The organism is Companilactobacillus kimchii DSM 13961 = JCM 10707 (genome assembly GCF_001435445.1).
GTDB classification, from domain to species: Bacteria; Bacillota; Bacilli; order Lactobacillales; family Lactobacillaceae; genus Companilactobacillus; species Companilactobacillus kimchii.
Genome location: NZ_AZDH01000019.1, coordinates 97,863 through 120,062 on the forward strand (window position 1 = coordinate 97,863; position 22,200 = coordinate 120,062).

At 35.8% G+C, this 22,200-nt stretch carries 20 protein-coding genes; 10 read left to right on the top strand and 10 right to left on the bottom strand.

What is annotated here, in order from left to right; all coding sequences use genetic code 11:
- Positions 1-385 precede the first annotated feature (385 nt).
- The 5 genes from FC97_RS10025 (at position 386) to FC97_RS13425 (ending at position 5,261) form a co-directional block, all read left to right on the top strand.
- Positions 386-1,540, top strand: coding sequence for a thiolase family protein (locus FC97_RS10025; protein ID WP_054643198.1), 1,155 nt, complete (start codon positions 386-388; stop codon positions 1,538-1,540).
- An 11-nt stretch (positions 1,541-1,551) separates the two neighbouring features.
- The gene (locus FC97_RS10030; RefSeq protein WP_225868749.1) at positions 1,552-2,778 is read left to right on the top strand and encodes a hydroxymethylglutaryl-CoA reductase, degradative; all 1,227 of its coding nucleotides are present in this window, start codon (positions 1,552-1,554) and stop codon (positions 2,776-2,778) included.
- Positions 2,778-3,932, top strand: a complete 1,155-nt coding sequence (locus FC97_RS10035) for a hydroxymethylglutaryl-CoA synthase (RefSeq protein ID WP_054643200.1) — start codon at positions 2,778-2,780, stop codon at positions 3,930-3,932. The genes FC97_RS10030 and FC97_RS10035 overlap by 1 nt, the downstream gene beginning before the upstream one ends.
- Before the next feature lie 994 nt (positions 3,933-4,926).
- Entirely contained in the window at positions 4,927-5,070 is a 144-nt protein-coding gene (locus FC97_RS13580) for a hypothetical protein (RefSeq protein ID WP_156314092.1), read from the top strand.
- Positions 5,071-5,087: 17 nt separating this feature from the next.
- The gene (locus FC97_RS13425; protein ID WP_156314093.1) at positions 5,088-5,261 is read left to right on the top strand and encodes a hypothetical protein; all 174 of its coding nucleotides are present in this window, start codon (positions 5,088-5,090) and stop codon (positions 5,259-5,261) included.
- A 58-nt stretch (positions 5,262-5,319) separates the two neighbouring features.
- On the opposite strand, the gene FC97_RS10040 is transcribed toward FC97_RS13425, so the two are convergent.
- From FC97_RS10040 to FC97_RS10050, 3 genes are all read right to left on the bottom strand, one after another.
- Entirely contained in the window at positions 5,320-6,108 is a 789-nt protein-coding gene (locus FC97_RS10040; protein WP_056968175.1) for an RlpA-like double-psi beta-barrel domain-containing protein, read from the bottom strand.
- Positions 6,109-6,300: 192 nt separating this feature from the next.
- On the bottom strand, positions 6,301-6,774 hold the full coding sequence (locus FC97_RS10045) for a nucleoside 2-deoxyribosyltransferase (RefSeq protein ID WP_054643201.1): 474 nt from the start codon (positions 6,772-6,774) through the stop codon (positions 6,301-6,303).
- A gap of 433 nt (positions 6,775-7,207) precedes the next feature.
- Positions 7,208-8,239 carry a branched-chain amino acid aminotransferase gene (locus FC97_RS10050; protein WP_056968177.1) on the bottom strand — a complete coding sequence of 344 codons (1,032 nt, stop codon included), beginning with the start codon at positions 8,237-8,239 and terminating at the stop codon, positions 7,208-7,210.
- 155 nt (positions 8,240-8,394) lie between these two features.
- Here FC97_RS10050 and FC97_RS10055 point away from each other — a divergent pair, with 155 nt between their 5' ends.
- Entirely contained in the window at positions 8,395-9,246 is an 852-nt protein-coding gene (locus FC97_RS10055) for an alpha/beta hydrolase (RefSeq protein ID WP_056968179.1), read from the top strand.
- A gap of 210 nt (positions 9,247-9,456) precedes the next feature.
- Here FC97_RS10055 and FC97_RS10060 read toward each other — a convergent pair whose 3' ends face one another.
- The 5 genes from FC97_RS10060 to FC97_RS10080 form a co-directional block, all read right to left on the bottom strand.
- Positions 9,457-9,678: an SHOCT domain-containing protein gene (locus FC97_RS10060; RefSeq protein ID WP_054643203.1), complete on the bottom strand. Its 222-nt coding sequence runs from the start codon at positions 9,676-9,678 to the stop codon at positions 9,457-9,459.
- 73 nt (positions 9,679-9,751) lie between these two features.
- Entirely contained in the window at positions 9,752-10,210 is a 459-nt protein-coding gene (locus FC97_RS10065) for an NUDIX hydrolase (protein WP_054643204.1), read from the bottom strand.
- A 23-nt stretch (positions 10,211-10,233) separates the two neighbouring features.
- Positions 10,234-11,241 carry a LacI family DNA-binding transcriptional regulator gene (locus FC97_RS10070; protein WP_054643205.1) on the bottom strand — a complete coding sequence of 336 codons (1,008 nt, stop codon included), beginning with the start codon at positions 11,239-11,241 and terminating at the stop codon, positions 10,234-10,236.
- On the bottom strand, positions 11,238-12,683 hold the full coding sequence (locus FC97_RS10075) for a UDP-glucose--hexose-1-phosphate uridylyltransferase (protein ID WP_054643206.1): 1,446 nt from the start codon (positions 12,681-12,683) through the stop codon (positions 11,238-11,240). Before FC97_RS10075 ends, FC97_RS10070 begins: the two co-directional genes overlap by 4 nt.
- A complete protein-coding gene (locus tag FC97_RS10080) occupies positions 12,683-13,867 on the bottom strand; it encodes a galactokinase (RefSeq protein ID WP_054643207.1) in 1,185 nt (394 codons plus the stop codon). The genes FC97_RS10075 and FC97_RS10080 overlap by 1 nt, the downstream gene beginning before the upstream one ends.
- 145 nt (positions 13,868-14,012) lie before the next feature.
- Here FC97_RS10080 and FC97_RS10085 point away from each other — a divergent pair, with 145 nt between their 5' ends.
- Together FC97_RS10085 and FC97_RS10090 are read left to right on the top strand one after the other, a co-directional pair.
- Positions 14,013-14,879 (top strand): DegV family protein, encoded by an 867-nt coding sequence (locus tag FC97_RS10085; protein ID WP_054643208.1) that lies wholly within the window; start codon positions 14,013-14,015, stop codon positions 14,877-14,879.
- On the top strand, positions 14,869-15,225 hold the full coding sequence (locus FC97_RS10090) for a VOC family protein (protein WP_054643209.1): 357 nt from the start codon (positions 14,869-14,871) through the stop codon (positions 15,223-15,225). The genes FC97_RS10085 and FC97_RS10090 overlap by 11 nt, the downstream gene beginning before the upstream one ends.
- A gap of 174 nt (positions 15,226-15,399) precedes the next feature.
- Here the strand turns inward: FC97_RS10090 and FC97_RS10095 are convergent, their stop codons facing one another.
- Complete coding sequence (locus FC97_RS10095; protein ID WP_054643210.1) at positions 15,400-16,908, bottom strand: ArnT family glycosyltransferase; 1,509 nt, start codon at positions 16,906-16,908, stop codon at positions 15,400-15,402.
- A gap of 439 nt (positions 16,909-17,347) precedes the next feature.
- On the opposite strand from FC97_RS10095, the gene FC97_RS10100 reads away from it, so the two are divergent.
- Entirely contained in the window at positions 17,348-18,553 is a 1,206-nt protein-coding gene (locus FC97_RS10100; protein WP_056968180.1) for an MFS transporter, read from the top strand.
- Positions 18,554-18,588: 35 nt separating this feature from the next.
- Here the strand turns inward: FC97_RS10100 and FC97_RS10105 are convergent, their stop codons facing one another.
- Positions 18,589-20,541 carry a sucrose-specific PTS transporter subunit IIBC gene (locus tag FC97_RS10105; RefSeq protein ID WP_054643212.1) on the bottom strand — a complete coding sequence of 651 codons (1,953 nt, stop codon included), beginning with the start codon at positions 20,539-20,541 and terminating at the stop codon, positions 18,589-18,591.
- 217 nt (positions 20,542-20,758) lie between these two features.
- Between FC97_RS10105 and FC97_RS10110 the strand changes: the two genes are divergently transcribed.
- Entirely contained in the window at positions 20,759-22,195 is a 1,437-nt protein-coding gene (locus FC97_RS10110; RefSeq protein ID WP_054643213.1) for a sucrose-6-phosphate hydrolase, read from the top strand.
- Positions 22,196-22,200 lie beyond the last annotated feature (5 nt).

The window sequence follows — 22,200 nt, forward strand, 5'->3', positions numbered from 1 at the left end:
TCTTCTACTAACCTTGCTTCGCAAGCTAAGTAGAACTTCACCACTTAGGGCCCACAGATTTTCTACTACCGACTGTATTTCTGTTTCTATTATTATCGGTTAGAATTACGATGGTTGGATAGCTTTTAATTCTATTTAAGTGTAGAAAGATAGAACAACACACTAGTCCGGAACAACAAGAAAATTGGCTCAGCCATGAAATTTACCTTAGCAATTTATTGCTTAGGTAAAGGCCGAACTTGAAGATCTATGAATTTGCACAAAGTGCAAATCCATTAGCTTCCAGTCGGCCCATGGCGTTCCAGCCAAATTTTCTTGTTGTGGAGGACGGAATCATAGCTACAATAAGAACCGATATTTTATCAAGTTTGAAGGGAAATAAATTATGGATCCAATTATAATTATAGACGCAAAGAGAACCGCTATTGGTAAATTTCGTGGTCAATATGCTAATCTAACAGCAGTTCAATTAGGAACACAATTAGTTCAAAAATTATTGGATAGGAATAAAATTGACCCTAAAAAGATTGATCAATTCATTTTCGGAAATGTATATCAAGCCGGAATGGGCCAAAATACTGCCAGACAAATTGGCTTGAATGTTGGCGGTCGAGTAGATTCGACAGCTATGACGGTTAATCAGGTCTGTGGTTCTGGAATGAAGGCCATTTATGAAGGTATTGCAGCAATTACTATGGGTAATGCAGAAATTGTTGTTGCTGGAGGGGTGGAAAGTATGTCTAATGCACCTTTCTATGCTCCTAGAACCGGAAAAATGGAAGTCAGTCCTAAACTTTCTGATACATTATTCAATGATGGTCTAAATGATGCCTTCAACAATTTACCTATGGGTATAACGGCTGAAAATGTTGCTAAGAAATTCCATATCAGTCGTGAGCAACAAGATGAGTTTGCCTACAATTCTCATCAAAAGGCTCATCAAGCAGAATCCAAATTAGCTAAGGAAATTATTCCAATTGAAGTTGATGGCGAAGAGGTAGTGACTGATCAATCAATTCGTCCAACAACGACTTTGGAACAAATGGGCCAATTGAGAACTGTATTTGACAAACAGGGTACAGTTACAGCTGGAAATTCTTCACCAATTAATGATGGAGCAGCAGCAGTTATTCTAATGAAGCAGAGTCGTGCGAACGAATTGGGATTGACTCCAGTTGCCGAAATTACCGGATATACGGAAGTAGGGATTGATCCTAATTATATGGGATATGCTCCATACTATGCCGTAAATAAGTACTTTGATCGTTATAAGACTAGTTTAAATGATTTTGATTTATATGAAGTTAATGAAGCTTTTGCTTCACAGGCAGTAGCAGTCAGTCGTGACTTGAATTTACCAATGAATCGTTTGAATATTTACGGAGGTGCGATTGCCTTAGGACATCCATTAGGAGCCACAGGAGCTCGTATGATTGCTACCTTGATAAATTCTTTACAACAAGAAAAAAAGCAAACAGGCTTAGCCTCATTATGTATTGGTGGCGGTATGGGTATGGCTATGGGTATTAAATTACTATGAGAATCTATGAAATGACGAATGAAGAAAGAATTAAGTTATTGGTTCAAACGGGTTACCTAACAACCAAACAGGCTGAATTGTTACAGAATCGTCAAACCATCTCTTTAGATTTGGCTAATAGTCTGAGTGAAAATCAGATTGGCAGTTTCAGCTTACCCTATGGTTTTGCTACGGATTTTATAGTCGACGGGCAAGATTATCTTGTGCCAATGGTTATAGAAGAACCTTCAGTAATTGCCGCAGCTTCCAATGCTGCTAAACGTATTAAGAATAGTGGTGGGTTCAGAACTTTTCCTAGTCCTCGAGTGGTTTATGGTCAAATTGTTTTAGAGAATCTGGCAGAGACCGATATTGAGACTTTGGAAAAGAACGATTCGGAAATATTTGAATTTGCTCAACAAGCTCATCCTAGTCTCATTAAACGCGGTGGTGGCATCGTTTCATTGAAATTTAATCGCTACGATGACCTCTTTGAAATTGAACTCGGTATTGATACAGTTGATGCTATGGGTGCTAATATGGTCAATTCAATTTTGGAAAAGATAGCTCACAAGATTTCTGATTTAGTGTCAGGCGATATTTTATGCAGTATTTTGTCTAACAGTGGTCAGGGACAAGTCATTACTGCTGAAGCGGCCGTTGATTTTGAACAACTCAAGACTAAATCTATGTCCGGTTCTGAAGTAGCTACTAGAATCGTAAAACTGGCCAATTTTGCTAAACAGTCAGTTAAGCGAGCTGTGACTCACAACAAGGGCATTATGAATGGTATTGATGCGGTTTATCTGGCTACGGGTAATGATTTTCGTGCTCAAGAGGCCGCAGCACATAGTTTTGCCTTTGAATCAGGTCAATATCAACCTTTCAGTGAATGGCAGATTAAAGATGGTCAATTATTAGGTACTCTGAAGATGCCGATTGAATTAGGTAGTGTTGGTGGGGCAATAAGTGCTTTGCCGATGGCTCAACTTAGTTTAGCAATTATGAAAATCACTAATAGTAAACAATTACAGTCAGTCGTGGCGGCAGTTGGTTTGGCTAATAATTTGTCAGCTTTAAGGGCGTTAGTGACGACTGGAATCCAGGCTGGCCATATGGGCTTGCAGAGTAAATCATTGGCTGTTTCAGCTGGTGCCAGTGGCTTTGAAATCGAAGAAGTTTCTAAACAACTAAATCAAACAAAAAATTATACAATTGAAAATGCAAAGAATATTTTAATGAAATTAAGAGGTAAATAATGGATATAGGTATTGATAAGATAGGTGTTTACGTTCCTAAGAATTATATCGACATTGTTGAATTAGCTAAGGCTAGGGATGTTGATCCTAATAAATTTACAATTGGTATTGGACAAGACAAACAAGCTGTTCCACAGCCTTATGAGGATGCTGTAACTATGGCCGCCAACTCAGCTGATAGTATTTTGACCACTGAAGATAAACAAGCGTTAGGTTTACTAATTGTTGGAACAGAAAGCAGTATTGATGAGTCCAAATCATCGGCAGCTTTTTTGATGGATCTATTAGATTTACCAGAAGATATCCGTTCCTTTGAAATAAAACAGGCTTGTTATGGAGCTACAGCTGGACTACAAACAGCAGTTGATTTTGTCAGTCAAAATCCTGATAAAAAAGCATTAGTTATTGCTAGTGATATTGCTCGTTATGGTATCAAGACTCCTGGTGAAGTAACGCAGGGGGCTGGTTCAGTGGCAATGATTGTTAGTCAAAATCCACGCGTTTTGAAATTGACTCGCAAATCGGTTTACATGACACGTAATGTAGGTGATTTTTGGCGTCCAACATTCTCCAAGACAGCTTTTGCCCGTGGTAAATTCTCTAATGAAGTTTATGTCGACTTCTTCAATACCTTATGGAAAAAGTATCAAGACAAATATTCAGCTACAATTGATGACTTCTCAACTTTGTTATTCCATATTCCTTATACGAAGATGGGTACAAAGGCTTTAAGAACTTTAGAAGGCAAAATTCCAGATGCAAAGTATGCTGAATTAACGGAGCATTATCAAGCCAGTATCAAATTCAGTCGTGAGGTAGGGAATCTTTATACTGGTTCACTTTACTTAGGATTGTTGTCATATTTGGTTAACGCTGCTCAGGCTAATGAAGAATTATTGTTGTTCAGTTACGGTTCTGGTGCTGTTGGTGAATTATATAGCGGCGAAATTCAAACTGGTTTTGATAAGGTTATTGATCAAAGTGGTATTCTAGAAATGCTCGATAATCGTCAAAAAATGAGTATTACGGATTATGAAAAAATGTATCAAATTGAGTATCAAGATGGTACAATTGTTGATCCAAAATCGGTTGATAGCAAGTTCTATTTGAGTGAAATTAAAGAGAATGAGCGACTCTATAAAAAGTTAAAATAAATTGTTGCAAGCGCTTACTTAAAATGTTATATTAAAGACGTGGTAAAGATGAAATGTCAGGAACTGTAGCCCTAAAAGATTTTGAATGAGAAAGTTTTATCGTTTCTAGGAGATGGTAGGATTAGTCAAAAACAAAGGAAAATTAGAGTAATACAGTTCAACGGCATTTTTGGAACTAGCGACAAAAGTTAACATAAAATCGACCTTTTTAAGTAGTCGCGCAAGCTCAATACGTGGTTCGCTAGGATCCATTAGTTGAACAAAATATATTTATAGTAAGATATGTTTCAGGTAGTAAGATTCATTTATTTAAATAGATTCAATTTAAAAGTTGATGAAACTGCAGTAAATTTCATCTTACCACTCATATCTAACTTAAGAGTTCTCCATAAGTGAGAACTCTTTTTTTGTCCCCAAGGTTCAATGACAGAGCGTCTATAATTAATCAGAGTTATTTGTTGTAACCGTTTACGAAATGCGTTATATTATAGATGTGGTAAAGATGAAGTGTCAGTAACTGCAGCCCTAAAAGTTTTTGATTTAGAAAGTTTTATCTGTTACAAGATAGGATCAGTAAAGAGCAAATAGAAAGTTAGAGTCAGTGCAGTTTAAGGACATTCTTGGAACTAGCGACAAAAGTTAACATAAGATCGACCTAATTAGTTAGTCGCGCAAGCTCAATACATGGTTCGCTAGGATCCATTAGTTGAACAAAAGAATTACATATTTAGATAGTAAGATATGTTTTAAAAGTAGTAAGATTCATTGAATATTGATGAAACTGCAGTAGATTTCATCTTACCACTTATATCTAACTAGAGGGCTCTCCACAAGTGAGAGCTCTTTTTTTATGGTCTAAATGGACATTTTGGTAAAATAATTACTGGGAAAGCTGAATTGATAAGGATTCAGCTTTTTGTGTGGACTAATTTCTTGGACAATTAACTTCAAAATATTAAAATACCTTTAAACCAGAAAAAAGGATTTGATACTAATGGATCAAGTATATCGTGGAAGTTTAACTTTAGCTTTTATCCTACTAGATTTTTATATCTGGATAACAGGTGGTGTTATTAGTTCGATTATTGCCTTTGTTTTTGGAATAATCATTCTCTTTAGTAGGATTCTGAGCAGCTGAAAAGGGAGGATAAGTTTATGTTAAAGAAACTAGTTAATATTTTTTTTAGTATTCTTTTGGGTATTGCCACTTATATTGTTGTAACGGCTCCATTGCCTTATGCCATCTTAGCTTTTGTGATAGGAATAGTTCTGGTAGCTTGGAAGGTTTTTAAGTTTGACGAAAGAATGCAACGACTTAGTAAGAATTAATTATGAAATAAAAAAAGTACCTCCAAAAAGGAGATACCTCAAAATTAAATTTATCTAATTAACCTAAAACTTGAACAGTAACATTTTGACGTCCAAATTGTAATGCTTGTGAGTTAGGCATGGCAATATCAAGTTGGTTAGGATTGCTGTAAGCGAAGAGACCAGTATCGTTAACTACACGATCGTAAGTCTTGCCATTAGCAGTAATTCTTAAATGTGTTCCACGAGGGAATTTTGATAAGTTAGCAGCAACACCGCTGTAACCCATATTTGAACCAAGAACGACGGGATCATAAGCTGTAGCTGACATTGTTAGAGTTTGTTTAACGTTGTCAGTTGACATGTATTTTCCATTGATCCATTGACTACGGCCAACATCATACCATGTAGTACCAGTTGAATCAGTTTTACTTGCATAAACATGAACCATAGTGTGTCCAGTGGCTACATTACCTGTAAAATTACCATTGGGCCCATCATAGAGGTTAACGCCACCAGCAACATTGATATACATATCTTTGTTTAGAGAAACTGCTGGTGCTTCTGTAGAGATATCATTAGCGGAGATCCATTCGTTTGCACCTACTTCGTAATAAACAACTCCATCAACATTCATAGACTTGTCAATTCTCCAAGCTGTTTTGTTACCAAGCATAGAAGCGGCTCTAGTAACACCGTTTTGTGATTGTGTGTAAATACCGGCACCATTAGCGTTAGTTACATAAACTACGCCGCTAGCATTAGCTGTTGTTGTTGCAGCACTAACCGTTTGTGTTTGAGTACTGATTCCAATTAATGCAAGTGTAGTTACGGTAAATACTGATGCTACAAAATTTTTGATCTTCATATAAAATAATTCCCCCGAGTAAATCTTATGTTTGTTTTTATTTAATGTGTACTATTTTCTCAACGGAATTAATAATATAACGTCTAGACCAACAAATGTTGAATATAACTTAACTGTAAATTAGTTATAATTGGACTGTAAAGGTAATGTAACTAAACTGAAATAAATGTATATCAAAATATTGCAAAAAAATTAGAGGTATTTGCGAATCTCTTTTAACATACTGTCGATATTGTTAACAACTACACCGTTCATTTTGATTAAACCAATAGTGTAATTGTTGATATAAGCAAAAGGATTCTCACCGATAGAACCTACAGCCTTAAGCTTTTCAGGATTCTCGCCACCGTGTTGACGGAGGTCAGTATAGACGCCAATAATAGGAATTTCTTTACCATATGCCAAACCGATTTCAGAGGCCACACCGTCATCCATTGTGTCACCATCAAGAATTGCAACGATTAAGTCGGAAGATAGCAATTCTTTGTTATCTTCTTGAGCAATTTTGATAGAATCGGCGTAATTCATTTTGTCATTGATGTCACCATTTTCTTGAGGTAGATAAACTTCAATATTGGAATCCATCTTTCTGATCTTATCAACTACGACTTCGTTAAACATACGGTCAGCTAAAGCAAAGAGTCCATTGGCAAAATATATTTTCATTAAAAAATCCTTCTTTCTATATTATGTGTTCTGTAATATTCTATCATGTTGTTAATTTTTCATCGTAAAAGTTTAAAATTATCTGTAAACTAAAAAATATACCATTATTTAGCTTGAATTTTAATTCAATAATAGAAAAACTATTTTATAAATTTGTAGATTCCTTACTGGTAGCTTAAATATACAATATAGATACATGCGAGAGAGCAAAATAATTGTTCTAACTTCTGACTTATTATCACCCTCGGATAATAGTTGAAGGTAACATGTGTACTATCAAAACACTGTTTTTCCCTAATTACCAGTAGTGTACTAATTTACTCCAATATTAATGTTACAGTTCACCCTTCGATACTGCACTTTAATATTGAGAATCTCAAACATACAATATTCCATTAAAAAAGCTGTGACTTCATCAATCACAGCTTTTTTGCTATTCTACGATTTGAACCCAACCTTCAGGAGCTTCAACAGTTCCAAATTGGATTCCTGTTAAGGTTTCATATAGTTTCTTGGTAATTGGGCCAACCTCTGTTTCACTATAGAAGACATGTAGATTACCATTGTGTTCCAAGCCACCAATAGGAGAGATGACAGCGGCCGTACCACAAGCGCCGGCTTCTTTGAATTTATCCAGTTGATCAATGTAGACGTCACCTTCTTCTGCTCCAAGTCCTAGACGATTCTTGGCTAACCAGAGTAAAGAGTATTTAGTAATACTTGGTAAAATCGATGGTGATTTAGGAGTTAAGAAGACATCATCTTTGGTGATACCGAAGAAGTTAGCTGATCCAACTTCTTCAATTTTTTCATGATTGATGGGATCGAGGTAAACACAATCCGCAAAACCATTTTTATGGGCCTCATCACCAGGATAGAGACTGGCAGCATAATTTCCACCAACTTTACTTTGACCAGTACCCTTGTGAGCTGCACGGTCATACTGTGATGTTGTGAAGTTAACGGGGGTAAGTCCACCCTTGAAATAATTACCGACTGGCATAGCAAAAATGGTAAAGATGTATTCCGGAGCAGCATGGACACCGATTTGAGCTCCAGTACCAATGATTAGAGGACGTAAATAAAGTGTGGCACCAGTTCCGTAAGGAGGAACAAAATTAGCGTTGGCCTTAACTACTTCTTTTACAGCTTCAACAAATTTATCTTCTGGAAAGACCGGCATCAGTAATCTCTCACATGATTCTCTCATTCGACTAGCATTGCGATCGGGTCTAAATAGTTGAATATGATTATCAGGAGTACGATAAGCTTTCATTCCTTCGAAAGCCGCCTGACCGTAATGTAAAACTGTAGAAGCTTCACTAATATGAAGTGTACTGTCTTCAGTTAAACCAGCATCTTGCCATGCTCCGTTCTTATAGTGAGCGATGAATCGATAAGGTAAGTCCATATAATTAAAACCGAGGTCATTCCAATTAATTGTTGATGGATCTGCTTTTGCCATAATAAAAATCTCCTTACTAAAATTAAAATAATATTAAATAGATTAGATTCATCATAATTAATGATTTCAAAAGTGTCAATCAAGTTTAAGTGTTTTCTTTACGCGACCAGTGCGAGAATGGCTACAATATAAGGGTATAAGCGAGAGGAGAAATTATGAATAAGAAAAAGTTTATTTTTTCGGCCGCAATGGCAATGATATTGGTAGTTTTTGGCTTCTTTACATATAGTTGTCATGCACAGGCGGTAAATTCTAAAAAATACGTTCAAGAATCGATTCCAACTATTTTTTTCCATGGCTATGGCAGTAGTTATCGGGCTGAAATCCAAATGACTGAAGTTGCTAAGGAAGCAGGAGTCACAAGAACAATCGTGAGAATCAACGTTAGTCCCAATGGCTATGCTAAAATGATTGGTTCTATTCCTAAGAAGGCTAAGAATCCAATTGTTGAAGTCAACTATGATGATAACAAGATGTTGAATTATCATACGGCGGGACTCTGGGCTAAAAATGTTATTGAAGTTTTGCAGAAGGATTATAAATTTAAAAAGGTTAATTTAGTAGGTCACTCAATGGGAAACATGGCTATTAATTATTACATTTTGGATAATTATAGTAATAAGAAATTACCTAAAATTAATAAGGTGGTTGATATTGCCGGGCATTTTGACGGTATCATTGATGAGGATGATGAGCCTGGTCGTATTACTTTAGATAAAAATGGTAAACCTACGCCAATGAATCAGTTTTATCAAGAATTGTTGAAGTTTAGAAGGGTTTATCCAACCAATACTAGAGTACTTAATATCTTTGGTGATAAGAATGATGGAACTCATTCTGATGGTGCCGTAACTAATGCTTCTTCGCAGTCGTTGAGATATTTAGTTTCAGGTCGTGCTAAATCTTATCGGGAAAAGAAGATTGTTGGTAAGATGGCTGCTCACAGTAAACTACATGAAAATAAGCAAGTCGATAAGATTTTAATTAACTTCTTGTGGAAGAAATAAGGAAAAATTCCGTCCTCTACAAAAAAGTAATTTGATTGTAACTAAATACCAACTAGTTCGTTGGTTCCAATTATTAGAGAGTAAAACTGCAGTATTTATGTAATCCAAATAAAGATTTTAAATTAAAAGAACAGCTTCTATTAAGTATTCGAGACATATGTTATGTACTTGAGTATCTCTCAATAGGAGTTGTTCTTATTTTTTATTATTTTATTTTTTTAAATTCTCTTTTCGTTTAGCATAGTCAGCGTCCGAGATTCTTCCCTGAGCATACTCACGATTCAAAATGTCTAAGGCACTATTTTGATGATGATTATTAAATAGGTAAACAATTGCAACGAAGATCAATAAGGCAATGATTCCATAAAAGAGGAATCCTCCACCCATGAAGTTTAAGCCACTGAATAAGTGGCAACCAGTTAATCCCATCATAATTAGCATCTCCTTTAAATGGAATTGTCTCAATTATAGGTAGGAGTTAGGGTTTCAACAATTATATTGCTTGCTATTCGAAGTATGGAAAATCGTGTTCAAAATAGTGCTGCAAACAGCTTGCGTGTTGACGATTGAATATTTCAGGTAAGTTTTCTTTAGAGAAGTATTTTAAGTCTAAAGTTTCGTTATTCTTGGAATTGAGTTCACCTTTGCAGTAGTCAACTAGAAAGAAGGTCACGATGGCTTGGGCAACGTCGCTGTTAGGGTAGCGTTGGATGTGATTAGAAGAGAGTCCTAAAAATGAATTTAGTATAACTTCAAGTCCAGTTTCCTCTCGAAATTCTCGGCGACAAGTACCTTCAACTGTTTCACCATATTCCATGGCACCCCCGGGGAGGTCCCATTTATTCATATCGGAATGCTTTTGTAAAAGGACTTCATTCTTATCGTTAATTAGAATTCCTCCAACAAAATTTAAGATAATCGGTTCATGACCAATTTTTTGGCGAATATCGTGAATATAATCCATCTTTACCTCCAGCAAAACGTTATTTATAGATCTTCAATTGTTGTGTAAGTGGATTGTCTAAAGATGAGCTTAGTAGCTAGTTCGATTCGTTTAGCAACATGCTGTTGGTTAGTTAATAAATCTTGCATTAAATCGACTGAAGTCGCACCCATTTGATTAGTAGCGACATCCACAGAACTTAACTCGGGATTGACGTAACGGGAAAGGGCGGTGTTGTCGAAACTGAAGAGTTGGACTCTTTTAGGAACGACAATGTTATTTTCTTGAAGAGCCTTTAATGCACCAGCTGCCATCAAATCATTGGTAATAAAGAAAGCATGTGGAAAATCTTCTTTATCCAAAGCTTTTGTCATTTGAAGGTAACCGGAATCTTTAGTGAAGTCACCTTTAAAACAATTTTGTGGATCAAACAAATTGTGCTCTTCCATGGCTGACTTGAAGGAATCAAAACGTAAGTCAGGGATGATTCTTTGGTTGTCGGTTGATGTCTCTTCACCATAAATCAGACCGATGTCTTCAATGTTTTGATCGACAAAGTAATTAACCACTTTTTGAATGCCATATTTGAAATCAGTTAGAACTGAATCGAATCCTTTACTGAATTGGTCGTCGTCAATAAAAACAATATTGGGACAAATCAAAGCCATAGTCTGAACTTGTTCCTGACTGAATTTACCTACGGCAATGATACCGTCAGTGTCATTAGGGATTTCCTCAATATCGTTGTGAAAAATACGACTGATTTGGAATCCATACTTGGGTGCTTGCTGTTCAATTCCCTCACGCACGGTCATGTAGTAGAGATCGTCTTGTTCTTTAGATTCGGAATACCATTGGACTAGAGCTAAATGTTTTTGATAATGACTGTTGGGATGATTGGCCTTTTTATAATTAAGGTCAGTCGCAATTTTTAAAATATTGGCTCTAGTTTCATCAGTAACCGATAACGTCAAATCATTGTTTAAAACTCGGGAAACAGTGGCTGGTGAGACACTGGCTTTCTTGGCAATGTCACGTAAGGTAGCCATTATTGAAGGCTCCGAATAAATTTGTCAAAAGCAGTCTGTCCTTGTTCATCCCACTTGAAGACACCAGCATCTTCAAGAACACGGCTAAAGACGAGACCTGTTTCTTTATCAACAATTTTTTCCACATTGTCAGTTGTAAATTCGTATTTTTGTTTCAATTGATCTGCCCAAGCTTTGTGATATTGAGCCATTTGATTAGGTTGATCTAGTAGGTAACGTTCAACTTCTTTTAATTCTGTCTTCAGTCGGGCAGGTAAGATGGCACGTCCCATAACTTCGATTAGACCGATATTTTCCTTTTTGATATGTTGGACGTCCTTGTGGGGATGGAAAATTCCATCTGGGTATTTATCAGAGGTTTGGTTGTCACGCAAGACGATATCCATAACGTAGTTTTCATCTTGACGATAGGCAATCGGCGTAACAGTATGATGACGAATTTCACCACTATGGGATCTAATATCAACTGATTCGTCAGAATAATTCATCCAGTGCTCATGAATCAAAGTGGCAGCCTTAACTAATTCTTCAGGATCTTTACTTGTTAAACGAATTGTGGAAAGGGGCCATTTAACGATTCCTGCGGAGACACCATCGACATCGATTTCAATTTGACGATCAATTGGAGCTTTCATCATTGGAAAAATATGGTGTCCACCTTGATAGTGATCGTGACTAAGCATAGAACCGCCAACAATTGGTAAGTCAGCATTACTACCAACAAAGTAATTAGGGAATATTTTGATGATTTCAATTAAGTTATTGAAGGTATGTTGATTGATAATCATTGGTTTGTGAGTTGTATTTAAGAAAATAGCATGTTCTTTAAAGTAAGCATAAGGTGAGTATTGGAAGCCCCAAGTTTCGCCACCGAGTGTAAAGCGTATAACACGGTGATTACTACGGGCAGGATAACCTAAACGTCCTAAGTAACCTTCATTTTCTAAGCAAAGTTGGCATTTAGGGTAGCCGGTTTGTTTAGCTTTACCAGCGGCAGCAATAGCCTTGGGGTCCTTTTCAGGTTTAGACAAATTAATAGTGATCTCAAGATTTCCATAATCAGTCGCTACTTGATAAGAGATATTTTTAGCAATAGCTTTAACTTTGATGTAGTCATTGTCTTGACTCATTTGATAGAAATATTTGATAGCATCAGTTGGATTCTTTTGATAAAGATTCCAGAATTTATGATTAACACGTGAAGGTAGTGGGGTAACGAAGTCCATTAATTGATCGTTAAGGATTTCTTTAGCCGTTTGGCTATTCTCAATTTTTTTATTTTGGATAGCTGTTTTAATCAGAGCTTCTTTAGTATCGTCAGCTTGAAGATGGTTATCGTCGCCAACCAAGGCACAAATACGATTGTATAAGTAAACACGATCCATTTCTTGGTAATCATTATCAGCATTAATTATTTGATCGACAAATTTATCGACACAAGACATTATTTTTCCACCTCGGTTGTAGCAATTTCTCTAGGTCCGTCAGCAATCTCAGCAATATAGAAGTCAGCAGCATAGCCAATTTCTTTTTGATAAATTTGACCGACATTTTCTTTAAAGGCGTTAACCTTATCTTTATCAACGATAGCAATAGCACAACCACCGAAACCGGCACCAACCATACGAGCACCGAGTACACCGTCTTGTTTCCAAGCAGCGGCGACCAAGGTATCAAGTTCCTTACCAGTTACTTCATAATCGTAGTGTAGTGAAATATGAGAAGCATTGACTAGTTTGCCAAATTCTTCAAGGTTGTTTTCTTTAAGATAATTGATAGCTTTAAGAGTTCTCTGATTTTCAAAAACAGCATGACGAGCACGACGGATCAAAATATCATCGTTGATCAAATATGAGTTACGATCAAAATCGTCAATTGATAGTTCGCCTAATGAATTGATGTCTAATTTAGTTTGAAGCAGTTTCAAAGCCTCTTCACATTGACTACGACGTTCATTGTATTTAGAGTCAGCCAAGGTACGATGCTTGTTAGTATTCATAATTACGATAACGTTATTACCTAGTTCAACTGGTGCGTAATGGTATTCCATTGTATTGGTGTCGAGTAAGATAGCTTGATTTTCTTTACCCATACCAACAGCAAATTGATCCATAATTCCTGAATTGACGCCGATAAAGTCATTCTCATCTTTTTGACCCATTTTTACTAAATCAAGTTGATCAATGTCGAGTGAGAATGCGTCTTTGAGAATTGTTCCCATTAATAATTCGATTGAAGCAGAAGATGATAATCCTGCGCCATCAGGCAAATTACCGTGAATATAAAGATTGAAACCGTGATCTATTTTATAACCAGCTTTGGTAATAAAATAGATCATCCCTTTAGGATAATTGGCCCAATCGTCCTCTTTGTTAAATTTAAGATCGTCAAGTGAGAAGGAAATGATACCTTTGTCGGGTAGGTTCTCGGAAAACATTTGAACAGTATCGTCATCACGTTTGCCGTAAGCTGCATATGTACCTAAACTGATAGCACAAGGGAAGACATTGCCTCCATTGTAGTCAGTGTGTTCACCGATTAAATTGATACGACCAGGTGAAAAGAATAATTTTTCAGCTGTTTGGTTAAATTTATCTGCAAATCCTTGTAATATTTCGTTAGTATTCATGATTGATCCTCCATTTAGTAAATGTTTACTTAACAAAAATGATAGCGCTTTCGAATAACTAAAACAACCCTATAGATTTAAAAAATATAATAAAATGTTATTATTATATGCATGAATACAAAGTCACTTGAAAAAGAGGAAAAATATGAAAACGGCAGTTGTAACTGATACAGCATCGTACCTAACACCTGAGCAAATCAAGCAATACAACATCACCGTCTTACCAATCACGGTTATTTTGGGGAATGAACAATATAAGGAAACAGAAGAATTAACGGATCAAGAGTTTTACGACTATTTGCGTAATGAACCAGAATTACCAACCACAGCTCAAGTTTCGATGGGACAGATACAAGAGGCTTATGATCGTTTGGTATCAGAAGGCTATGACACAATTATCTCAATTCACTTATCATTAGGAATTACTTCATTTATGGACAACTTACGTATGTTTGTGAAGGATTATGATAAGGCTAAAGTTTATCCATTCGATTCAATGGCTGCGAGTGCCGCCGAGGCTGATTTGGTTATGCTAGCTGGTTCAATGGCTCAAAAGGGAGAAGATCCTGAAAAAATTGTTGCTAAAATGGAAGAGTTACGAGACTCAACCGATATTTATTTTGCCGTTAACGATTTGAAACACTTGAGTCGTACCGGTCGTTTAAGCAATCGTTCTGCTATTATTGGTAGTTTGTTGGATGTTAAACCATTATTGACATTCAAAGATGGTAAAATTTTTGCAATTGGTAAAGAGAGAACTATGCATCGAGCTTTCCGTGTAATTGCATTGGAGATACAAAAATATGCAGATGCGCATCCAGATTGGAAGTTACACATCACAGTAGTTGATTCTAATAATCGTGAAATGTTGGAGAAGTGGAGTAATGATTTTCAAACCAACTTCCCTGATGCCAAGGTTTCAACGAGTCATTTAGGACCAGCTATCAGTGTACATACTGGTGAAAAAACTATGGGTGTTGTCTGGGATAGGGATTTATTAGATGAAAACTAGAATTATGCTTTACGTTGATGACGTTGATATGAACGTAGAATTTTGGGTCGAAGAATTTGGAGCCAAAGTAATGGCTCGTCAGACTTTAAATGGTGGCTACCAGAATGTCATCGTAGGAATCTCTGCGGAAACTGAATTATCGATTTTTCCTAAGGATTACGTCAGAATTTATTCACCAGAAGTGGATGAAACAGTACCATCATTGATGTTCTTTTCTAACCGTTTCAATGAACTGCATGATGATTTATTGAGTGCAGGTGAGGTTTCTGAAGTTAATGGTGTGTTGACTTTTAACTTCCAAGATCCTGAAGGTAATTATTTTGTTGTTGCTAGGGAAGAATATTAATTCTGAAATTTACAAAGTTGTCGCTACCAACCGGAAAATGAGCTTAATTATTTATTTTCAGTAATTTAGAAAAAAAGCAGCATTTATTAGAATAAACGTATTACAAATACGCTATATATTCTAAATAAATGCTGCTTTTTTCTTTATTGACTCTTTATTAGATATGATGGTAATTTATTTTTTTTGAAAAAACATGACAGGGTAATGATTAAAATAAGCATTCTTTATAAATTTCCATTCGGATTTATTTGAAAGTGGTTTACTGTAGGTACCTAAATTTTGACGGTAAACCATTGCCAAATCACCTTTTCGAGATTTAGCAATATTATTAATGTCCCTTAAGTATCCATAACGGTTTGTTGGTGCGGAAATTATTTTATAAGGTATTCTTCTGTTTTTATTTTGTACCTTTAAATATTGGGAGTCATTTATTGGATGCTGTACTAATCTGAATATTGGGAAGTTTCCTGATAAGTTCTCAATGTAAAGATTGTTATTACTATAATATTTGTCCATCATTGAATTAATATTTTGAGTATTTGCAAAGGACCCAGAAGATGCATTAAAAACAGTTTTTTGATTTCCAATGCCAAGGTAGTTATTAAAGGTAAATGTACCAAATACTAAAATGGGAATTGTTATCAGAATTAATTTTCCTACTTTTCCAATAGAGTTAAAAACAATGTATAAACCAAATCCTGTGAGGATAGCCAGTGGGAACCATAAAAAATTCCAGTGATTATAATTGGGTTTGATAATCATTAACCCAGGTATAAAAGTAAATAATGATTCTAATATTATAATTCTAAATTTGATTTCATTTTTACTAAATAACTCTTTTTTTCCTAATGAACCTATAATAGCAAAAATGAGCATAAATGGAAGAATAGCTCCATAGGGTAGGCTACTGTTCTGTGGTAATTTATCACTACCAGTCAATATTTGCTTTGTTCCAGAGAAAATATTCATTAAGCTGTTTTTAAATAATGATCCTTTGAAACTAATTAGTGAGCTAACACGATTAGCTTGTAAATAAGGTAAATCAAAGATGAGAAACTTTGAAAATTTATTGGTATGTTGAATATTTACTCGAAAAGCAAATACCATTAATGGTAAAACCAGAATAAAAATTAAAATACCCCAAAGAATTACTTCCTTTTTTGAAAGCCATTTTTTAAGAATTGTTGTTAAAGCCATTGTAATTATGAGGAAAGGTAGATAAATCCAAGAGGCTACATAACCGTATGCTGATAGGGCAATAAAAACAGATGATAAAACTAAGAAGTAGTATTTTGTTTTTATAGGGTGCTCTAGGGTTGAAAGATAAAAGTTAATTAATCCAAGGATAACAAAGATTGGAGAGACGTTAGCATCTAGGACCCATCGTCCTGATACTAGGAACCAAGGAGTTGTCACTAAGGATAATGTAACCAAAAAAGGTAAAGCTTTATTTGGAGAACTGAGATAAAGAGAACATACTATAGCAATGATTGCTGTTAACGTTAAAATAGCCATCGGGAGTCTAAACATAAATAGAGAAAAGCCAAAGATTTTAATGACTGGAACTATAATCCATGCATATAAAATAGATTGTCCCTGTCCCCACACGCTTGCGAAATAAATAGGATTCTTTAATCCGTGTATATCGGTACCAAAGTTAACTTTACTTATAACTTCATTCATATAATTTGTCTCGTCAACATGTAGACCGGGTGTACTATTTAATTTCACAAGTAGTAAAATCCCTAAACCTATTATCAGGATAAAAGATAATGATAATTGTAGCCAATTATAGAAGGTTCTTTTAGAACTTTTTATTTTAAAAATAATTAAATCCCCCTGTTTTTGATATTACGTTCTTCATTTTACTAGAAAAGTGAATTATCTTCTTTATTTTTTGTGAGTTACAGAAATGAGTTGAAGATTTGAAGTGAAAATAAATGGAATACTTTTGGATTCTAGTAACTAAAAACTATGATGAAAAATCGGAATTTGGTTTATTTAGCGTGTCAATTGATAATCTTTACCTGATAGGCAGGTTAGATGACCGCTTGAAAGGGAAATGGATTTTTCCATCTTGTTATGTGCTATAACTTGGTCAATCAAGTTAGGGATGACTATTATGAAACAAGATAATTTACAATTGATCAAGGCTGGAAGTACTTCGGTTATTAATGCCTTAGGAGAAACCATTTTTTCATTCTCATTGTCTTTAAAGCTATTGAAGGTAACTGGTTCAGCTTTAGGCTATGGCACTAGCTTATTTATCGGTCCAATCGTTGGACTGGCTTTGGCACCTATCATTGGAAAGATAATTGATAAATATTCTCATAAACGACTGGCTTTGATTTCTGAGGCATTATTGATAGCCTCGTTATTACTATATTTATTGGCGTATTCAATAGGAACTAATATTTTGTACACGGCTATCGTAGTTGTTTGTGCCATGAATATTTTTGGCAGACTGTTTTCTATTACATATTTATCTTCAACGCCACAAATTGTTAGTAAAAAATCTATTCAACGTCTTAACTCAATTCAGACAACGGGTGTATCTATGGCTAGTATTGTGGCCGCACCTTTAGCAGGTTTTCTATTTGGAGTTGTACCGTTCACGTGGATTATTTTGGTAGAGATTTTTACGGAGAGTCTGACTTTATTGTTTACTTGGAGTACACATTTCAATCAAGTGACGGTTGAAAAGACGGCCACTGGTGATGATGAGAAGGTTGATTTGGTTAAAGTCCTAAAGGGACAACCACAATTAATTATTTTGACTGTAATTGCAATGGTATTGAATTTAGCTGGTATTTCTCTACAAATTGGAATTCCTTATGTTTTGATTCATATTCTCAAGTATTCAACTGTTGTTAGTGGTAATGTTCAAGGTATTTTGTCATTTGGAGTGTTCTTAGGCGGAATTGTTATTACGATTGTTGAAATTAAGGATGTCTTCAAATTTGAAAGGGTAACCTATTGGATATCAGTATTTGAACTTCTTTTATTAGGCTTCTTAATTAAATTTGCCTCACAATATACACTGGCAATCTTTGCTGTGATCCAATTCATTTCTGGCTTTGTGGGAGCAATTTCTGATCCACCAGTTTTTACGTATGTGCAAGAAGTTATTCCTGAAAAAGCCTTAGGGCGGGTCAATACTTTGATGTACACTATGGTTCAAATTTTGAATCCAATTGGCGTCTTGATTTATAGTTCTGCTTTTGCAGTTGTTGATTATCGGATACTATATTTGGTTAATGGATTGATTACAACCATTTTAGTAGCATTGTTGTTTACACAATTTAAAAAACCACAAAAAAATGCCTAATCTATTTAGGCATTTTTTATGTGATTCATGAAGGGTTAAACATTTGCAGCAGCGGAATAATTTGAAGCTAGTTCTGTCAAAGCTACGATGTCATCGCCGGATTTGACGTCTGTCTTATTCAATTTATCCACGTCGCCGTAAGACATTGTGTTGGTTACGACAATCATAACTGTGGGATCGTAACCAGCAGCTTGAATTTTTTCAATATCGAAGGTACCAAGTAAATCACCTTTTTTAACGGTGTCGCCTTGTTTGACATTGGATGTGAAATATTGACCTTTAAGATCAACGGTATCGATTCCTAAATGAATAAGGACTTCAGCACCATCGTTAGTCTTGATTCCATAAGCATGTTTTGTGGCATAAGCGACGGTAACCGTTCCATCGGCTACAGCATAAACATTATTATCAGTAGGCTTGATGGCAGCACCTTTACCCATAATTTCAGCGGAGAAAACTTGATCATTAACATCTTTTAACTGAATCAATTCGCCAGATACAGGTGCAGCAATTAATTCATCGGCCACAGCAACAGTATCATCATCAGCTTTTTCAACTGGTTTAGCAGTTGTTACCTTATCAAACTTGATTCCGTAAAGATATGTAAGAGTAAAACCTAAAGCAATACTGATTAGAATACTGATGAAGAATGGAAGGTAATACTTAGGTGGGAAAGAAATAAATCCAATGATACCAGCAGCACCTAAAGCACTAGATAGAACGTGGAAAATACCAATAAAAATAGAAGCAATTCCGGAAGCAACCATGGCACAGATGAATGGGTAGCGTAACTTTAAGTTAACACCGAAGATGGCTGGTTCTGTAATACCTAGTAGAGCTGATAATCCAGCTGATGATGCTAAACCTTTTTGCTTCTTGTCTTTAGAAAGGAAGAAGACGGCTAAACAGGCAGCACCTTGAGCAGCATTGGCCATAGAAGCGATTGGGAAAAAGAAATCTCCACCAGTTTTAGCAATGTTAGTTAGTAACTGAGTTTCAATGGCAGGGAAACTTTGATGAAGTCCAGTAATAACAATAGGTGAATAGAAGGTACCAAAGATAGCAGTACCAACAAATCCGGTTGCATTGTACATCCAGACGATACCGTTGGTTAAACCATCAGAAACAACTCTCATGATAGGTCCGACACCAATAAATGTTAGTAGACCAGTTACGATTACAGCAAGTAATGGCGTAAAGATAAAGTCTAAAGTTGCAGGCATATGCTTATGAAGCCATTTTTCAATAGTAGCTAGAATCCAAGCAACGGCTAGAACAGGTAAAACTTGACCTTGATATCCAGCTTGAGCAACTTTTAAACCGAAGACATTCCAGTAAGTCATCTTACCAGCAGCCATAACGTTAGCGACGTCATAGCCATTAACTAAAGCAGGCATAACCATTGCCATACCGATAGCAGCACCAAGGTAAGGATTACCGCCAAAACGTTTAGTAGCTGAAAAACCAATTAGTACGGGCATGAAAGTAAATGGTGCTGATGCCAAAAGGTTAATTAATTCGGCGACACCTTTCATACCAGGATACATTTGCACAACTGATTGAGCACCAAAGAGGTTGGGTGATGTTAAAACGTTGTTCAAAGCCATCAATAGACCACCAGCTACAAGAGCGGGGATCAATGGAACAAAAATATCAGAAAGAAGTTTGACGAAGGCCATGATTGGATTAGATTTTTTGCCGTTAGTAGCCAAGTTCTTAAGATCATCAGGAGTAACAGTTTTAAGTCCTGTCTTTTGAATTAAGAAATCGTAAACTTTATCAACATCGCCAGGTCCGATAATGATTTGATACTGACCATTGATACTGAAAGTACCTTTGACGTCGTCATCGTTGTCCAATCCTTTTTGATCGATTTTCTTTTCATCTTTAACAACTAATCTTAATCGAGTCGCACAGTGAGCTGCCGCAATTAAGTTATCACGTCCCACATATTTCAGTACTCGATCCGCAACTTGTTCATGATTCATAATAATTCCCTCCTAAAACGTATGTAAGCGTTTCGATACATTAATAATACATGGTTTTTAAAAATTGTCAAACGTTTGACAATTATAAACCTGTAAAATATTTGTAACCGATTAACATTATATAAAACTAGGATTTAAACAAATGTTATACGATTGACATTTTAGAACAAATCAAGTTACAATGAAGCCAATATCAAAGAAAGTATGGGTCAAAATTATGATTACAAAATGGACAACCGCATTGAGGTATAAACCATATCGAGAATGGTCAGAGCAGGAGTTAATTGATATTAAACAGAGGATTGCTCAATCACATTGGCGCTTGGGTTATCATATTCAACCGTCAACTGGTCTTTTAAATGATCCCAATGGATTCTCTTATTTTAATAATCAGTGGCACTTGTTCTATCAATCATTTCCTTATGGAGCTGTGCATGGTTTGAAAAGCTGGGCTCATTTAACTTCAGATGATTTGGTTCATTGGCAAGATCATGGACCAGCTTTGTTACCAGGGGATGTTCAAGATAGTCACGGTGCGTATTCTGGTTCTGCGATTCCTGTCGGCGATAAGTTATTTATGATGTATACCGGCAATGTTCGTGATAAGAATTGGGTACGTCATCCCAAACAAGATGGTGCCTGGATGGATAAGGATAATCAAATTAAAAAAATTTCCATACCATTGATTGAGAACCCTAAACCAGGCTATACGGATCATTTCCGTGATCCTCAGATTATTAAGCATGAAGATACTTACTATTGCTTAATTGGTGGACGTCGAGTCGATGATACAGGTCATGTTTTGGTATATCAGGCCTCTGAAGTTACAGGTCCTTGGTCTTACAAAACAGAACTGAAGTTTACTGATAAAGATTGTGGTTATATGATTGAGTGTCCCAACTTACTATTTGTTGATAATCGTCCTGTTTTGATGTTTTGTCCGCAAGGAATTGAACAAGATGTGTTACAATACTCGAATGTCTATCCCAACGCTGTAGTCATCGGTGAGGACTTTGACTGGGAGACATTTAGTTTTATTAATCCAAGTGCAATTGCAAACTTAGATGAGGGTTTTGACGTTTACGCTACACATGGATTCAATGCTCCAGATGGACGAGCTTTAACAGTCAGTTGGATCGGTCTTCCGGATACTACTTATCCTTCAGATAAAGAAGGCTGGGCTAACTGCTTTAGCTTAGTCAAAGAATTAAAAATTAAAGATAATCATTTGTATCAAATACCAGTAGTCGAAAATAAACAGTTAGTTAAGGAAACACTTAACTCAAAAGAAATTACGCCTCAAGCCAAGTTATCATTCAAACTGGGGAAAAACTTAGCTGGATCGATAACACTTAAGACGGAACTTAATGAAGAATTACAAATTATTCTTGATACGACTAATGGTAAGATATTAGTTGATCGCACAAATGCTGGAGTTCCTTTTGCAACTAACTTTGGTACGACAAGAAGTACTAAAGTTATTGCGGGTAAAGAAATTCAGGCTGATTTGTATTTAGATAATACAGTTTTTGAATTATACGTTAATGGTGGACAAAAAGTTATCATCGGTCGAATTTTTCCACAAGGTGAGCAATTCTCTGTGGAATCAGAAAATATTGAAGTAAAAAAAGTTAGTTTGGACAAGATTTATTAATGAGG

What these genes read in the sequence shown, in the direction of transcription:
- FC97_RS10060 (WP_054643203.1), bottom strand. Translation starts at nt 9,678, where the DNA reads ATGATGGGATTAACTGGTTGCCACTTATTCAGTGGCTTAAACTTCATG.
- FC97_RS10065 (WP_054643204.1), bottom strand. Translation starts at nt 10,210, where the DNA reads ATGGATTATATTCACGATATTCGCCAAAAAATTGGTCATGAACCGATT.
- FC97_RS13425 (WP_156314093.1), top strand. Translation starts at nt 5,088, where the DNA reads ATGTTAAAGAAACTAGTTAATATTTTTTTTAGTATTCTTTTGGGTATT.
- FC97_RS10035 (WP_054643200.1), top strand. Translation starts at nt 2,778, where the DNA reads ATGGATATAGGTATTGATAAGATAGGTGTTTACGTTCCTAAGAATTAT.
- FC97_RS10055 (WP_056968179.1), top strand. Translation starts at nt 8,395, where the DNA reads ATGAATAAGAAAAAGTTTATTTTTTCGGCCGCAATGGCAATGATATTG.
- FC97_RS10025 (WP_054643198.1), top strand. Translation starts at nt 386, where the DNA reads ATGGATCCAATTATAATTATAGACGCAAAGAGAACCGCTATTGGTAAA.
- FC97_RS10090 (WP_054643209.1), top strand. Translation starts at nt 14,869, where the DNA reads ATGAAAACTAGAATTATGCTTTACGTTGATGACGTTGATATGAACGTA.
- FC97_RS10030 (WP_225868749.1), top strand. Translation starts at nt 1,552, where the DNA reads ATGACGAATGAAGAAAGAATTAAGTTATTGGTTCAAACGGGTTACCTA.
- FC97_RS10050 (WP_056968177.1), bottom strand. Translation starts at nt 8,239, where the DNA reads ATGGCAAAAGCAGATCCATCAACAATTAATTGGAATGACCTCGGTTTT.
- FC97_RS10040 (WP_056968175.1), bottom strand. Translation starts at nt 6,108, where the DNA reads ATGAAGATCAAAAATTTTGTAGCATCAGTATTTACCGTAACTACACTT.
- FC97_RS10095 (WP_054643210.1), bottom strand. Translation starts at nt 16,908, where the DNA reads ATGAATGAAGTTATAAGTAAAGTTAACTTTGGTACCGATATACACGGA.
- FC97_RS13580 (WP_156314092.1), top strand. Translation starts at nt 4,927, where the DNA reads ATGGATCAAGTATATCGTGGAAGTTTAACTTTAGCTTTTATCCTACTA.
- FC97_RS10110 (WP_054643213.1), top strand. Translation starts at nt 20,759, where the DNA reads ATGATTACAAAATGGACAACCGCATTGAGGTATAAACCATATCGAGAA.
- FC97_RS10105 (WP_054643212.1), bottom strand. Translation starts at nt 20,541, where the DNA reads ATGAATCATGAACAAGTTGCGGATCGAGTACTGAAATATGTGGGACGT.
- FC97_RS10085 (WP_054643208.1), top strand. Translation starts at nt 14,013, where the DNA reads ATGAAAACGGCAGTTGTAACTGATACAGCATCGTACCTAACACCTGAG.
- FC97_RS10100 (WP_056968180.1), top strand. Translation starts at nt 17,348, where the DNA reads ATGAAACAAGATAATTTACAATTGATCAAGGCTGGAAGTACTTCGGTT.
- FC97_RS10080 (WP_054643207.1), bottom strand. Translation starts at nt 13,867, where the DNA reads ATGAATACTAACGAAATATTACAAGGATTTGCAGATAAATTTAACCAA.
- FC97_RS10075 (WP_054643206.1), bottom strand. Translation starts at nt 12,683, where the DNA reads ATGTCTTGTGTCGATAAATTTGTCGATCAAATAATTAATGCTGATAAT.
- FC97_RS10045 (WP_054643201.1), bottom strand. Translation starts at nt 6,774, where the DNA reads ATGAAAATATATTTTGCCAATGGACTCTTTGCTTTAGCTGACCGTATG.